23 protein-coding genes are annotated in these 14402 nt (G+C 59.4%); 22 read left to right on the top strand and 1 reads right to left on the bottom strand.

The genetic code is table 11. From position 1 onward, the window contains the following. Positions 1-72 precede the first annotated feature (72 nt). Entirely contained in the window at positions 73-849 is a 777-nt protein-coding gene (locus tag JYJ39_RS01415; protein ID WP_205201485.1) for a hypothetical protein, read from the top strand. A 61-nt stretch (positions 850-910) separates the two neighbouring features. On the opposite strand, the gene htpX is transcribed toward JYJ39_RS01415, so the two are convergent. Then, entirely contained in the window at positions 911-1780 is an 870-nt protein-coding gene (gene htpX / locus JYJ39_RS01410; RefSeq protein ID WP_205201484.1) for a protease HtpX, read from the bottom strand. A 69-nt stretch (positions 1781-1849) separates the two neighbouring features. Here htpX and nhaR point away from each other — a divergent pair, with 69 nt between their 5' ends. From nhaR to JYJ39_RS01305, 21 genes are all read left to right on the top strand, one after another. Then, a complete protein-coding gene (gene nhaR, locus JYJ39_RS01405) occupies positions 1850-2806 on the top strand; it encodes a transcriptional activator NhaR (protein ID WP_240189500.1) in 957 nt (318 codons plus the stop codon). A 45-nt stretch (positions 2807-2851) separates the two neighbouring features. Next, positions 2852-3988, top strand: a complete 1137-nt coding sequence (locus JYJ39_RS01400; protein WP_205201483.1) for a D-alanyl-D-alanine carboxypeptidase family protein — start codon at positions 2852-2854, stop codon at positions 3986-3988. 6 nt (positions 3989-3994) lie between these two features. Beyond that, positions 3995-4285 carry a YbeD family protein gene (locus JYJ39_RS01395; protein WP_205201482.1) on the top strand — a complete coding sequence of 97 codons (291 nt, stop codon included), beginning with the start codon at positions 3995-3997 and terminating at the stop codon, positions 4283-4285. Between the two features lie 7 nt (positions 4286-4292). Then, complete coding sequence (gene lipB, locus JYJ39_RS01390) at positions 4293-4958, top strand: lipoyl(octanoyl) transferase LipB (RefSeq protein WP_205201481.1); 666 nt, start codon at positions 4293-4295, stop codon at positions 4956-4958. Next, a complete protein-coding gene (lipA, locus tag JYJ39_RS01385; protein ID WP_205201479.1) occupies positions 4951-5922 on the top strand; it encodes a lipoyl synthase in 972 nt (323 codons plus the stop codon). The genes lipB and lipA overlap by 8 nt, the downstream gene beginning before the upstream one ends. A gap of 9 nt (positions 5923-5931) precedes the next feature. Next, positions 5932-6135 carry a sulfur carrier protein ThiS gene (gene thiS, locus JYJ39_RS01380; RefSeq protein ID WP_205201477.1) on the top strand — a complete coding sequence of 68 codons (204 nt, stop codon included), beginning with the start codon at positions 5932-5934 and terminating at the stop codon, positions 6133-6135. A gap of 57 nt (positions 6136-6192) precedes the next feature. After that, positions 6193-6975, top strand: coding sequence for a thiazole synthase (locus JYJ39_RS01375; protein WP_205201475.1), 783 nt, complete (start codon positions 6193-6195; stop codon positions 6973-6975). Then, positions 6972-7766, top strand: a complete 795-nt coding sequence (trmB, locus tag JYJ39_RS01370; protein ID WP_205201473.1) for a tRNA (guanosine(46)-N7)-methyltransferase TrmB — start codon at positions 6972-6974, stop codon at positions 7764-7766. The genes JYJ39_RS01375 and trmB overlap by 4 nt, the downstream gene beginning before the upstream one ends. A 3-nt stretch (positions 7767-7769) precedes the next feature. After that, positions 7770-8723: a recombination-associated protein RdgC gene (locus JYJ39_RS01365; protein ID WP_205201472.1), complete on the top strand. Its 954-nt coding sequence runs from the start codon at positions 7770-7772 to the stop codon at positions 8721-8723. Beyond that, positions 8720-9130, top strand: coding sequence for a YchJ family protein (locus JYJ39_RS01360; protein WP_205201471.1), 411 nt, complete (start codon positions 8720-8722; stop codon positions 9128-9130). The genes JYJ39_RS01365 and JYJ39_RS01360 overlap by 4 nt, the downstream gene beginning before the upstream one ends. A gap of 235 nt (positions 9131-9365) precedes the next feature. Further along, entirely contained in the window at positions 9366-9944 is a 579-nt protein-coding gene (locus tag JYJ39_RS01355; RefSeq protein ID WP_205201470.1) for an HNH endonuclease, read from the top strand. A 51-nt stretch (positions 9945-9995) separates the two neighbouring features. After that, positions 9996-10253 carry a hypothetical protein gene (locus JYJ39_RS01350; RefSeq protein ID WP_205201469.1) on the top strand — a complete coding sequence of 86 codons (258 nt, stop codon included), beginning with the start codon at positions 9996-9998 and terminating at the stop codon, positions 10251-10253. Between the two features lie 61 nt (positions 10254-10314). Further along, positions 10315-10485, top strand: a complete 171-nt coding sequence (locus JYJ39_RS01345) for a hypothetical protein (protein ID WP_205201468.1) — start codon at positions 10315-10317, stop codon at positions 10483-10485. Between the two features lie 176 nt (positions 10486-10661). After that, entirely contained in the window at positions 10662-11036 is a 375-nt protein-coding gene (locus tag JYJ39_RS01340; protein WP_205201467.1) for a hypothetical protein, read from the top strand. A gap of 100 nt (positions 11037-11136) precedes the next feature. Then, complete coding sequence (locus JYJ39_RS01335; RefSeq protein WP_205201466.1) at positions 11137-11562, top strand: hypothetical protein; 426 nt, start codon at positions 11137-11139, stop codon at positions 11560-11562. Between the two features lie 76 nt (positions 11563-11638). Then, positions 11639-11917 (top strand): hypothetical protein, encoded by a 279-nt coding sequence (locus tag JYJ39_RS01330; protein ID WP_205201465.1) that lies wholly within the window; start codon positions 11639-11641, stop codon positions 11915-11917. 75 nt (positions 11918-11992) lie between these two features. Then, positions 11993-12502, top strand: coding sequence for a hypothetical protein (locus tag JYJ39_RS01325; RefSeq protein WP_205201464.1), 510 nt, complete (start codon positions 11993-11995; stop codon positions 12500-12502). Positions 12503-12776: 274 nt separating this feature from the next. Further along, the gene (locus tag JYJ39_RS01320; protein ID WP_205201463.1) at positions 12777-13208 is read left to right on the top strand and encodes a hypothetical protein; all 432 of its coding nucleotides are present in this window, start codon (positions 12777-12779) and stop codon (positions 13206-13208) included. 112 nt (positions 13209-13320) lie between these two features. After that, entirely contained in the window at positions 13321-13509 is a 189-nt protein-coding gene (locus JYJ39_RS01315; RefSeq protein ID WP_205201462.1) for a YqaE/Pmp3 family membrane protein, read from the top strand. A 96-nt stretch (positions 13510-13605) separates the two neighbouring features. Beyond that, entirely contained in the window at positions 13606-13896 is a 291-nt protein-coding gene (locus JYJ39_RS01310) for a hypothetical protein (RefSeq protein WP_205201461.1), read from the top strand. A 76-nt stretch (positions 13897-13972) separates the two neighbouring features. Further along, the coding region (locus JYJ39_RS01305) for a hypothetical protein (RefSeq protein ID WP_205201460.1) at positions 13973-14402 on the top strand (430 nt) is incomplete at its 3' end.

Below are 14402 nucleotides of genomic sequence, written 5' to 3'. Positions count from 1 at the left end.
CCTGAACATACATCGGAGAAAGCGCGCGTGCCGTGGGCACGCCATGCGTTGCCGCAATTGAGGAAGCAACCTGTGGATACGACCGACGACGACCTTGCCAGCACGCGCGCCGCCCTCAACCCGATGCTGGATGCCACGGCAGCCATACTGCCCTGGATCAGCCAGACCCCGACAGCGCGCTTTCCGCCGGAGCTCAACAAGCGCTGGCAATCGGCCTGGGCAGAGTTTGCCGACACCTGGCGCCAGCACGGCAGCAACGATCCTGCCCGCTTCCGCCGCAGCGCCATGCTGATCATGAGCATTGCACTCGAAAGCGCCGATGCCGACTGTCTGGGCCTTGCTGAAAGCCTGGCCAGCACCGCCGACCATCTCGAGCACAAAACCCCTGGCAACCGCTTGCAGGCCGCGCTGCACGCCCTGTGCGACGTCATGCTGGACACATCCGACAAGCACCTGCCACAAGGCCTGGAACACCCGCATCTGAATGAGCGCCTGCGCCATTTCCGGGATCGTCTGGAAACCGCCTTGCGCCCTTCCGGCAAACCCGGCGAACGCTCCGACGTACTCGACCGGCTATTCGTGGAAGATGCGGAGGAGCGCCTCGCCCACATGCGCGAATCCCTGGAAACCCTGCCCATCGACATTTACGGCATTGCCGAAGAATGCGAAGCGCTGATCCAGCACGCCGAGCAGATCGAAATGTGGGGCATCTATCACCTGGGGCGCACGGTGCACCACCTCGCCCTGCAGTTGTACGACGCTAGCGAAGCCGACCTGGACCGTGCCGCCGACGCCATCAGCGCCCAACTCGACCTGCTTGAACAGGCCTTGCACGCCATCGAATATTGAGTGGCGCCGCCGGTTAACGCAACGGGGAGGCCGCAGCCTCCCCGTTTTTTTCTGCCGGCGCTCAGCGTGCCGACAATGCCGCAATACGCGCTTCCAGCGGCGGGTGAGTCGCAAACAAGCTACCAATCCCGCCAGCAATACCGGAGGCTGCCATATTTTTGGGCAACGGTTCAGTATGCAGATTGCCCAGACGACGCAAGGCATTCTGCATCGGCACCGCCGACCCCATCAGGCTCGCTGCGCCGGCATCGGCGCGGAATTCACGCTGCCGGGAGAACCAGGCGACGATGATGCTGGCCAGAATGCCGAATACCACTTCGCAGATCATGCTGGTCACCATGTAGCCGATACCGGGGCCACTGCTTTCGCTGTCGTTGCGACGCAGGAAGGAATCGACCAGGTAACCGATGACGCGGGAAATGAAGATGACGAAGGTGTTGACCACCCCCTGGATCAGGGTCAGGGTCACCATGTCGCCGTTGGCGATGTGTGCCACTTCGTGCGCCAGCACCGCTTCGGCCTCTTCGCGGGTCATGTTCTGCAGCAGGCCGGTCGATACCGCCACCAGCGAACTGCTCTTGCTGGCGCCGGTGGCGAAAGCGTTCGGTTCGCCTTCATAAATCGCCACTTCCGGCATCGGCAGACCGGCACGATCCGCCAGTTTGGCGACACTGTCGATCAGCCAGACTTCGGTTGACGAAGAGGGCTGGGTAATGACCCGGGCGCCCGTACTCCATTTCGCCATCGGCTTCGAGATCAGCAGCGAAATGAAGGAACCGCCGAAACCGATCACGGCAGCAAACGCCAGCAACGACCCGAGATCCAGGCCATTGGCAGTCAGGAAGCGATTAACACCAAGCAGGCTGGTCACCACGCTGAGCACGAGCATGACCGCCAGGTTGGTCACCAGAAAAAGCACAATGCGTTTCATAACGAACTCCGTCGGTGAAAAAACGTTGCGATGGTACCGCAATTGGATTCCAGAAAAAAACGGAGCAGAATGGAAAAAGTTTCTGATTTTTTCGAAGCAACTTTTCCCGCTAAAGCCCCTCCCGCCATGCTCAATTACAAGCACCTGCACTATTTCTGGGTCGTCGCCAAGGAAGGCAGCATCACGCGTGCCGCAGAGCGTCTGGGCGTCGCCGTCCAGACCATCAGCGGCCAACTGAGCCTGCTGGAACGCCACTTCGGCAAAGCCCTGTTCGTCACTCAGGGGCGACGGCTGGCCCTGAGCGAAACCGGGCGCATAGCGTTACGCTTCGCCGACCAGATTTTCCAACTCGGCGAGCAGCTGGAAGAAGCCATCGCCCAGGACGACAACGGCCAGATCCTGCGTCTGCGCGTCGGCATTTCGGACAGTATCCCGAAGCTGCTGGCCTACCGCCTGCTGACCCAGGTCACGGCGCTGCCTGGCGAATTGCGGCTGATCTGCCTGGAAGGCAGCTTCGATAATCTGCTTGCCGACCTCGCCCTGCACCGACTCGATCTCGTCCTGACCGACCGTGCCGCACCGGCCACCGGCAATCTCAAGGTCTTCAGCACCCACCTGGGCGAGTTTTCCACCGGGCTGTTTGCCTCCCCCAAGCTGATTGACCGGCAGACAGGATTCCCCGCCAGCCTGAACGGCGCACCGCTGCTCCTGCCAACCCGCCACAACGCGCTACGGGTACGGATCGACCGCTGGTTCGACGAACACGGACTACTGCCACGCATCGTCGGTGAATTTCAGGACAGCGCCCTGCTCACCACCTTCGGCCGCGGCGGCCTGGGCATCTTCCCGGCGCCGCTGGTGCTGAGCGAACAACTGGCTAGCGAATACGATGCCCAGCTGCTGGGAGACATGACCGGGGTGGCAGAACAGATCCATGCCATCTCCACCGAACGCAAGATCCGCCACCCGGCCATCGAGGCGCTCTGCCGCACGGTGTCGCAAAGCGTTACCCAGCCCCCACCATGAGCGGGGCTATAATCTGCCGCTTTTCAGCCTCCGCATCACTCCACAATGTCATTACACAGAATCCTCGCCCTGGCGCTCTGCCTCCTCCTGCCCACTTTCGCCAGTGCCAATGTCGCCCCAGTTCCGCCCAGCCTGGCCGCCAACGCCTGGCTGCTGATTGAAGTTTCCTCCGGACAAACCCTGGCTGCGGAAAAAGCCGACCAGCGACTGGAGCCTGCCTCACTGACCAAGCTGATGACCGCCTACCTGAGCTTCGCTGCCCTGCGCGACAACAAGCTCAAGCTGACGCAAACTCTTCCGGTCTCGGAAAAAGCCTGGCGCACCGGCGGCTCGAAAATGTTCGTCAAAGTCGATACGCAAGTCGCCGTCGATGACCTGCTCAAGGGCATGATCGTGCAATCCGGCAATGACGCCTGCGTGGTGCTGGCGGAAGGCATTGCCGGCAGCGAGGAAAACTTCGCGCAAATGATGAACCGCGAAGCCAAACGCCTGGGCATGAAGAACACCCACTTCCGCAATTCCACCGGCCTGCCCGACCCGCAGCACGTCACCACCGCCCGCGATCTCGCCACCCTGGCCACGGCCCTGATCCGCGACTTCCCCACCGAATACCAGAAATACTATTCGCTGAAGGAATTTCGCTACGCCAACATCAGCCAGCCCAACCGCAATCGCCTGCTGTGGACCGACCCGACCGTGGATGGTGTCAAGACCGGCCATACCGATGCGGCCGGTTACTGCCTGATCTCCTCCGCCCTGCGCGAGCAGCGCCGCCTGCTGGCGGTCGTGCTTGGCACCAGTTCCGACAAAGCGCGCGCCACCGAGTCCGCCAAACTGCTGAACTGGGGCTACATCGCTTACGACGCCGTCAACCTTTATCCGCAAGGCCGCCCCGTGGGCACGCCGCGGGTCTGGAAAGGCAGCAAGAATCAGGTTGCGGCCGGGTTCGACCAAGCTTTCACCATTGCCGTCCCCAAAGGCATGGGCGACCAACTCAAGGCTGAATACATTGCCCCTGCCCGCCTGATGGCGCCGGTCAAGAAAGGGCAGATCGTCGGCAGCCTCAAACTCACGCTCGCCGGCCAGCCCTATGGCGAATATCCGGTCAGCTCCCAGGCGGATGTGCCACTGGCGGGTGCCTTTGGCCGCGCCGTGGATACCGTCAAACTCTGGTTCAAGTAATTCCAAATGTCGAAATCCCCCCCCATTCCCGCCGCTGACAGCGACACCCTGCTTGAATTCCCCTGCGACTTTCCGCTCAAGATCATGGGCCATGCCGTGGATGAGCTGGCACAGACCGTGCTCACCATCGTCACCCGCCATGCCCCGGATTTCGACGGCGCCCGCATGGAAATGCGCAGCAGCAGCAGCGGCAACTACCTCAGCCTGACCTGCACCGTGCGGGCGACTTCCAAGCCACAGTTGGATGCGCTCTACATGGAACTGACCAGTCACCCCCTGATCAAGGTCGTGCTCTGAAGTGAGCATGCCCTCCGCCCAGCCCCTCTGCTCCCCGCAGGCTCCCTGCCTGCGGGTGCGGCGGCTCGGGTGCGTGGAGTACGCACCCACTTTCGCCGCAATGCAGGAATTCACGGCCACACGCACAGCGGAAACCGCCGATGAACTGTGGATCGTCGAACACCCCCCGGTATTCACCCTGGGCCAGGCCGGAAAGCCGGAGCACCTGCTGCGCGATATCGGTATCCCGCTGGTGCAGATCGACCGCGGCGGCCAGGTCACCTACCACGGCCCCGGCCAAGTCGTCATCTACCTCCTGCTCGATCTCAACCGCCGCCAGCTCAAGGTGCGGGAACTGGTCCACCACATCGAACAGGCCGTCATCGACCTGCTCGCCGCGCATGGCGTGAGTGCCGCACGCCACGCCAATGCGCCCGGCGTCTATGTCGCCGGCGCCAAGATCGCCGCCCTCGGCCTGCGCATCCGCCGTGGCTGCAGCTACCACGGCGTGGCACTCAACGTGCAGATGGATCTTTCCCCGTTTGCCGCCATCAACCCCTGCGGCTACCCCGGGCTGGCCGTCACCCAGACGCATGATCTGGGACTGGCGCTGACGCCGGATACCGCCGCCGACGAACTCACCCGGCATCTTCTCCTGCAACTGCAACCGACTGACGATACACACCATGGCTGAGGCAAAAGGCATCAAGCAAAAAGGCGAACTGAAAACCGCACGCATCCCGATCAAGATCGTGCCGGTCGATACGCCGCTGAAGAAACCCGACTGGATTCGCGTCAAGGCCGGCAACAGCGCCGGCCGTTTCGGCGAAATCAAAACCATGCTGCGCGAGAAGAAGCTGCATACCGTCTGCGAAGAAGCTGCCTGCCCCAACATCGGCGAATGCTTCGGGCGCGGCACCGCCACCTTCATGATCCTCGGCGACATCTGTACCCGCCGCTGCCCCTTCTGCGATGTCGGTCACGGCCAGCCACTGCCGCCCGATCCGCACGAACCGCAGCAGCTCGCCGATTCCGTGGCAGCCTTGAAATTAAGCTATGTCGTCATCACCAGCGTGGATCGCGACGACCTGCGCGACGGGGGCGCCCAGCACTTTGTGGACGTGGTCCGCGCCGTACGTGAGCGCTCACCTAGCACCCGCATCGAAACTCTGGTTCCGGATTTTCGTGGCCGCATGGATATCGCCCTGGAGGTGCTCGGTCAGGCCCTGCCTGACGTCCTCAACCACAACATGGAAACCGTGCCCCGCCTCTACAAGCAGGCCCGCCCCGGCGCCGATTACGCCCATTCGCTGGAATTCCTCAAACGCTTCAAGGCCCGCTACCCGCAAACCACCACCAAATCCGGGCTGATGGTCGGCCTGGGCGAAACCGATGAGGAAATCCTCGAAGTCATGCGCGATTTACGTGCCCACGACGTCGACATGCTCACCATCGGCCAGTACCTTGCCCCTTCCGGTCACCACCTGCCAGTCAGCCGCTACGTATCGCCCGATATTTTCAAAATGTACGAAACCGAAGCCGGCCAGCTCGGGTTCACCGGCGCCGCCTGTGCACCAATGGTCCGTTCCAGTTACTGGGCGGACCAGCAGGCGCATGCTGCTGGCGTCGCCGACGGCAGCACCACCACGATTGGGTAAAATCGAGCCATGATTAACCTGCATATCAACGGTGCTCCGCACACGTTCACGGCCCCGCTCAGTGTCGAACAGCTCGTCGCACACCTGGGCTACAGCGGCAAACGGATTGCCATCGAGCGCAACGGCGAAATCGTCCCCAAAAGCCAGCATGCCAGCACACCGCTGGCTGACGGCGACATTCTGGAAATCGTCGTTGCCGTTGGCGGTGGCTAACGCCGGTAGTTGCTGGCAACGCCGCACCACTCCTTTCACCTTTCCCCTGTGACACCCATGCATACCCTCACCCTCGCCGGCAAAACCTACCGTTCCCGCCTGCTGGTCGGCACCGGCAAGTACAAGGATTTCGCTGAAACCCGCGCCGCCATCGACGCCTCCGGCGCCGAGATCGTCACCGTTGCCGTGCGCCGCGTGAACATCGGCCAGGACGCCGGCCAGCCCAGCCTGCTCGACGCCGTACCGCCGTCGCAATTCACCATCCTGCCCAATACCGCCGGCTGCTACACGGCTGACGACGCCGTGCGCACACTGCGCCTGGCGCGCGAGCTGCTCGACGGCCACCCGCTGTGCAAGCTCGAAGTGCTCGGCGACCCGACCAACCTCTTCCCAAACATGCCGGAAACGCTGAAGGCCGCCGAAACGCTGGTCAAGGAAGGTTTCCAGGTCATGGTCTACTGCGCCGACGATCCGATCCAGTGCAAGATGCTTGAAGAGATCGGCTGCGTCGCGGTGATGCCGCTGGCCTCGCTGATCGGCTCCGGCATGGGCATCGTCAATCCCTGGAACCTGCGCCTGATCATCGACAACGCCAAGGTGCCGATCATCGTCGATGCCGGCGTCGGCACCGCCTCGGACGCGACCATCGCCATGGAACTCGGCTGCGACGGCGTGCTGATGAACACCGCCATCGCCCACGCCAAGGACCCGGTGCTGATGGCCAGCGCCATGAAGAAGGGCATCGAAGCCGGCCGCGAGGCTTTCCTGGCCGGCCGCATGGCCCGCAAATACTACTCGGCCGACCCTTCGTCGCCGACCACCGGACTGATCGGTTCATGAGCGACGACCTGCTGATCCACCCCGCCGCCGAAGGCGACGAAGGCGAATACACCGCCGGCCGTACCGGGCACGGCCACATCAAGAGCTTCGTCCGCCGCGCCGGCCGCATGTCGGAAGCGCAGCAGCGCTACTACGAGACGATGCTGCCCAAGATCGGCATTGCCTACCAGCCGGAAAACATCGACCTGACGGCGGTGTTCGGCCGTAATGCGCCGAAGATCCTCGAAATCGGCTGCGGCATGGGCGAAACCACGGCGCGCATCGCCGAGGCCCACCCGGAGAACGACTACTTCGGGCTGGAAGTCCATGTCCCCGGCGTCGGCGCGCTGTGCAAGCTGATCGCCGAGAAGAACCTCACCAACCTGCGCATCGGCAACCACGATGCCGTGGAAGTGGTGCGCGACATGCTGCCGGAAGCCTCGCTCGACGGCATCCACATCTTCTTCCCCGATCCCTGGCATAAAACCCGGCACAAGAAGCGCCGGCTGATCCAGCCGCCCTTCGTCGCGCTGCTTGCCTCGCGCCTGAAGCCGGGTGGCTACATCCACTGCGCCACGGATTGGGAAAACTACGCGCTGCAGATGCTGGAAGTGCTGGGCGGCGAGCCCAGCCTGGACAACAGCGTCGCCAATCCCGCGCCCGCGGCACTGGCCGCCGCGCTGGAAGCTGATTCCGCCGCCGGCCTCGCCGGCTTCGCCCCGCGCCCGGACTACCGGCCGCTGACCAAATTCGAAAACCGTGGGCTGCGCCTCGGCCACGGTGTGTGGGATCTCGTTTTCAGAAAGCGCTGAATCATGTGGTTCAAAAACCTGCAAATCTACCGCCTGCCCACGCCCTGGGCGATTGACCTGGCGACACTGGACGCCCAGCTGGCGCGCGGCGCTTTCGCGCCCTGCCCCAGCCACCAGCCGCTCTCCCGCGGCTGGACGCCCCCCCGTCAGGATGCCGGTCTGGTCTATAGCAGCCACGGCCAATGGCTGCTGGCCCTCACCGCCGAACAACGCCTGCTGCCGGCATCGGTCATCAACGAAACCGCCCAGGAACGCGCCGAACAGATCGCCAGCGAACAGGGCTACCCCCCGGGACGCAAACAGTTCAAGGAGTTGCGTGAGCGCATCACGGAAGAATTGATGCCGCGAGCCTTCACCAAAAAAACCCGCACCAACGTCTGGATCAACCCGCAACACGGCTGGTTCGTCGTCGACGCCGGCAGTCAAACCAAGGCCGAGGAAGTCATCGAACACCTGCGCTTCTGTCTCGATGAATTTCCGCTCAAACCGCTGCATACCCAGCGCTCGCCCCAATCGGCCATGGCCGACTGGCTGGCCGGTGGCAGTGCCCCCGCCGGCTTCACCATCGACCGCGACTGCGAACTGAAATCGGTCGCCGAAGAAAAAGCCGCCGTCCGCTACGTACGCCACCCGCTCGACGGCGACGGCATGGACGAGCAGATCCGCGCCCACCTCGCCGCCGGCAAGCTCCCCACCCGCCTGGCGCTGACCTGGGACGAACGGGTTTCCTTCATCCTCACCGAAAAACTCGAAATCAAGCGCCTCGCCTTCCTCGATATCCTCAAGGAAGAAGCCGAGAAAAACGCTGAACACGCCGACGAGCAGTTCGACGCCGATTTTGCCCTGATGACCGGCGAACTCAGCCGCTTCCTGCCGCAGCTGGCGGAAGCACTGGGCGGTGAAATGCAGGAAGCCGCCCCCGTGACAACGGGCACCGACACCCCGCCGTGGGAATGAAGCGCCCGCCGCACAAAGAAAAACCGGCCGCGCCGCCCTGCCCTTGCGGCAGCGGCCAACCCTACGCCCACTGCTGCCAGCCCCTGCACGACGGTGAAATCCAGGCCGCCAGCGCGCTCATCCTGATGCGCTCGCGCTACGCAGCGTTCGTCCAGCACCGCAGCGACTACCTGCTCGCCACCTGGCACCCCAGCACCCGCCCCGCTCCCTTCGACCTGCGCGATGACCCCAGCCAATGGCTGGGGCTGAAAATATGCGCTCACACGCAACAAAATAAAACGCACGCCAGTGTCGAATTCATCGCCCGCTACCGCCTCGACGGCCGCGGCCAACGGCTGCATGAACACAGCCAGTTCGTGCGGGAAGAGGGGCGATGGTTTTATGTCAGCGGTGAGTTTCTGAACTGACCACATCCATCCATTGAACATATTTCGCCCTTTGCGTATGCTCCCCATCTCGATACGCAGGGACAGTCGGCAGAGCGAACTTGACCGAAGCAGGCGTGTTTCTCTTGGCGGCAACGACTTGATGGATCAATTTATCAGTCGAATCAAATGGATGGCGGGATTCCCCTTGTTTATACACACACTCTCTCATAGGTATACACCGTATTCGGTGTATACCTCACGTTGGGACTGACGCATGGAAATCAAAACCATTGGTGAGTTGTTGCTTTGGTCATACGCAAACCTCGCGATGGCGCATTCGGCTATTACCACGAAAGCCGAAAAGTACGGGCGCACACAGTTCATGATTCGTTCTCGCCTTTACGCAGGGTTGAACAAACAAACCATGAGCATTGGTCCTCTCGCTGACGACGAACGCTTAAAGATGGTCCTTCCGCAAGCTTGCTGCTACTGCGGGAGTCGCAACCACTTGTCTGTTGACCATCTCATTCCAACAAAACGCGGTGGAGCAAACGCAGGCGACAACCTCGTTTGGGCCTGCCGTTCATGCAACAGCTCAAAGTGCGCCCGTGACGCACTCGAATGGCTGATGGAGAAAGACCAATTTCCTCCAGTCTTGCTTCTTCGCCGCTATCTGAAACTCGTTATTGAAATGAGCCGAGATAGAAGTCTCATGGACGTGCCGCTTGCCGCAGCGCCAGAACTTCCATTCTCGTTATCTGCAATTCCGCAGGCATTTCCACAGCCCAGCCAATTGCGGTTGTGGGTGGTAGAAATGACCCAGCCCATCGCTCCAAGGGACGCTGCGCGATGAAGTCGCGCAGCGTCCCTGAACTCAAACGTTGGGTGTCACCATAGGAACGTCATGAACAGGAATATTGTCGTGCCCACAGCGTTATTTTTCTTGAGCGCGCTCATCACCGTGGTGTTGCATCCTGCCGCACTACTCATTGCGGGGGCAGTTATTTGTGTCATCGCTGTACTGAAATATCGCTCCCGAAAGGACACTGAGCTGAAGCTTGGAGCTACCTTGCTATTTCGGTCAGGGCTTGCCGTTATCGCTGGTGCAATAGCCGCAGTCGCTTCTGTGCTTGCCGCTATGTCTGGTCTATTTTCAGGGTGACTATGAACCGAAACCAGCCCATCCCGCCGCTCAATGACACTTCCTTCGGTCGCTGGGCGTCATGAGCGTTCTCGACGCTTCCGCAATTGGCGAGACTGTCGCTTATTTAGCTGGTCGTGTCGTGGGTCGCACGTTCCAACTCGAACCAAAGAAGGCTCAGCGCATTGGCGAATACATTGTTATCGGTGTCATCGTTGGCGCGGCAGTTTTCGTTACCGTCGCCTACTCATAACGACAGAGGGAATTCCGTGCGCCTTATCATTCTCAACTTGCCGTCTCGCCAGCGCCGACTTTTTGCGCGTAGACCGGCTTTCCTTCCGCTGCCGGACACTATCGCCCAACCCGGCGTTCAACACGGACGCTGCGCGATAAAGCCGCGCAGCGCCGGTTAGCTCTACGTTAGCCGCTATGACACCATCGCACTCCAAGCTCACCAGTATTGTTGCCATCGCCTATGTCTTGATTGTTGCAGGGGGGATGCTGCTTCACTTTTTCAACACCGGCGACCTCGGCACTCTTAAGTACAGCCTTATGCTTCCAGCCACGCTGCCCGCCGTTTTCGTTGGCAGCCTAGTCGCATTTGGTCTATGGCATCGCTTTGCCTGGGCGTGGTGGTTAGGCCTGGCTGCTGTTGGCACCCAACTCATTCGCTTCGGTAGCTGGTTCATTGGTCGCTTGAGTATTGGTGATGCGCCTATGACTTCATGGGCCATCGCTGTTCTGCTCTTGGCCTTCCTATTTCTGTTGCTCACTAAGGCCACGCGCCAACAATGCACTCGTTAAACGCGCCTAACCCAGCAGTCGCCCTCGCTCCCTTCGGTCGCTGGACGCTGTGCGATGAATCCGCGCAGCGCCAATCACTTCTACGTTAGCCAGCATAGTCATGCAGCGCGGAATTTCAATCTTTGGGCTCGTACTCCTCGGCGCCAGTGCGGTCCCTTTCGCCATGGTTACGCTCATCTGGTTGGCATTCTTGGCCACTGCGCTGCTTTCCCCCGCATCGTGGGAGTTACGGTTATGGCAGTCTGCTGCCCAATCGCTTGGTCTTATGGCTGCTTTTTGGTTTGGCGCTTTTCAAGTCGGCACCGCATTGCGTTCTACTGTCATTAATCGTTACCCCCGAAAGCGCCTTCCGGCGCTCGCATTTGGGGCCGTAACGCTGTTTTCTGCCTGCATTTTGTTCTGGCATTTATTCCGTCACGACCCAAAGCAGCTCTTTCCGGTTGAACTTATGCTTGCGGCACCTGGCTCCATTCCCCTTGCTTTTCTTTCGCAGCACAAGAAAACCAATGAGCGCGCTGTTGGCTAACATCACAATCCACCGGGCCTCCGGCAAGCTGCGCTTGCCTGCGTCCGGTGATTTTCAACGTTAGTGGCTTTTCCCAATGATTGAAAAGAATCGGCTCAATATCGCAATAACAGTGACATTTGGATACCTGATTGGAGCAGAGCTCATTGGTCCCCATTTGCCAAGTTGGTTGAATTGGCTTGCCTTTCCTACATCGCTAATTGGAGGCGCATTCATTTTTGCAGGGCCTTTTATCGGCCTACTGATCGCCACAGTCGGCGCAACAATCTTGACGGCTTTGTCTTACTGGCTCATTGGCTTTTTCATAGAGGCACCAAGTGAAACCGACACCCAAAAATCACATCTCCTCCCCTAACATTGCGCTCCAGCCGACCGTCAGTCAGCTACGCTGCCTGCCGTCGGCTGAGCTTTCACGCTGGGGGCTGACTCTGTGATCGTTCTGCGAGTAGTTTTACAGTTCTGCATATTGGGCTTGCTTGGCGCAAGTCTGGCGATCTACCGGCCGACGGAGTTCGCTTCCATTGCGGGTGTCTGCTGTTTCTTTGGTGTTCTCTTTGCCGCGACTTTTTTACTTGGAACAGGCGCCACCAGAAAACTTACTGAGCGGAAAATATTTCTCGCCATTGAGTCATTCGCATTGGTCCTCGTTGTTGGTGGCGTGCTTTCGAAAACAGGAAATCTATTCCTGGCACTAATTCTTGCCCTTGCCGTTTGGTGGGGGCTTATGCTGGCATTCCTTGCGCACCCGGTAATTGGGCACTTCAAGCAGGAGAAGGAGTTTTTTCACTCCACTCCGTCCAAAGAAAGCAGTTTGCTTTCCCGGCTATACAGGTTTGCATTTACCTTCTTCTACGCGCCTATCTTCGTCAAGAAGGAGTTTTATTTTTGGAGCTCTTTAGCATTGGCAGTCTTATATCTTGTCGGCAAGCATTTTCACTAATGGCTATTTCCAAGCACATCACCCAACCCGGTGCTCAACCACGCTCCCTTCGGTCGCTGGACGCTGCGCCGGTTACCCTCCGATCGAATCCGACAACTCAGCCATGAATGACAATAACCTATTGGCCCCACCCGGTGCTGGCCTACCCACCATGGAACTCTTTGTGTGCCGATTGGGCTTCCGCGTCTTGCGAAGTACTCTCACTCGACACCGAACCCAAGACTGGCTGTATTCCGAAACTAGAAAGGTATTAGCGACTGCGCGAGAACTTCCTTTGGAGCAACTGAAGCATCAGGTGCTTATTCAAAAGCTTACGGGTCTCGAGGACAATAGCCGAAATTGGTCCGCAGCCATGGTCTTGCAGCATCTCGTTATCGTCAATACTGGGATTGGCGATCTTCTATGCGCTTTAAGTGAAGACAAGGCCTTCGAACGTGAGGTACGAATCGCCGATGTCAAACCGACCGCCGATGCAGGACAAGAGCAATTGGCCTCTTTAGAACATGCCCTTATGGCCTACCAGGAGAAAGTGGCATCGATCAAGAATTTGTATACCTCACGTCGCCACGCGCACCCTTGGTTTGGCCCATTGGATAGTCACGGCTGGCACACCTTGGCAGCCCTGCACACGATGATCCATCGTCGCCAGTTGGACGCCATCGTGCGCATATTGAAGAAACACCTACACCATGTCGATAGAGCCTAGGGCTAACATCCCGGTCAAGGCCGTTACGGTCTGCGGCTTTCGCTGGACGTCCCGTAAGCGGGTCGCCCCTTACCTACAACGTCAGTCTTCTCAATCATTAAGGACATCAAGCATGCGTCTACTTCTCGCAATTTTTTTGCCATTCTTGGCGTTTTTTACCATCGGCCGCCCAATAGCAGGAATTATTTGTCTCATACTTCAAATCACGCTTATCGGTTGGCTGCCAGCCGCAATTTGGGCCGTTTATGCGCTCGGTCAATACAAAACCGACAAGAAAATTGCTGCCGCTCTCGGAAAATGACTTATTTATGTCCAACCCGGCGCTCAAGCCGACCCGCATACTGCAGGCTGCTTACCTAGTCCGTTGGGTTTCATCAGCCGATTGCCACGCTAACGGATGAACACAAGAACAAAAGAGGAGAAGCTCAAGATTGCGCAGCAAAAGCGTCATGCGGAGACGCTACTGTTCATTGGCTGTGCGGCCATTGCATTCTGGCTCACCTACCAAATTGCATCGTCAAGCCGCTGCGATTTTACTGGCTCAAAGTTGGCTATCGTCATCGTTCCCGCTTGCGTCGCTATGGGCAATGTAGCGGCCGCAACCATTCCGTTCTTATTTGGTTGCATGTCGCTACTTTTCGCTTTTTGGTCGCCATTTCGCCGCCGCACAACCGCTCCGAAAAAATGAAACCCAACCCTGCGCTCGACCCCGTTCGCTTCGCTCTGGACGCTGCGCAGCGCCGGTGACCTCCACGTTAGCTGACATGAAAACCACCCGACGGATTTTTGTTGTTGTAGCCTGCTACCTACTTTCCTCCTATGGCCTCCTGCTATCTCTCATGCTGATTGGCATGTCAGGCATCAAGTCATTGGGTGGCACACTGGTCGGCATGCTCATTCTTTTTGCATGGGCATGCCACATCATGATGAGCATAAATTGGGTGGCTGATAAACCCGTACAAAGATGGGTGCCGGCATATGGCACCTTGGCAGGCATCATGGGGTTAATTTTGTGGCCAATGGCAATGGCCGATTCCAGCATCAAGGAATTCGTATTAATCGATATTCTTCGCGCTGCTGTTATGGGGCTTGTTCTTACCCTTCCATGCTTCTTGCTGGCTATGCATCTCGTTCGGTTCGTAACCGTCCGACCACTACCGTCTTTCCGAGTTAATCGGAGTCAGGCAGCAGCGT

Source organism: Azonexus hydrophilus, assembly GCF_905120355.1.
Taxonomy (GTDB): domain Bacteria; phylum Pseudomonadota; class Gammaproteobacteria; order Burkholderiales; family Rhodocyclaceae; genus Azonexus.
The sequence above is the reverse complement of the archived record's forward strand: the minus strand, read 5'-3'. Positions and strand labels throughout refer to the sequence as shown.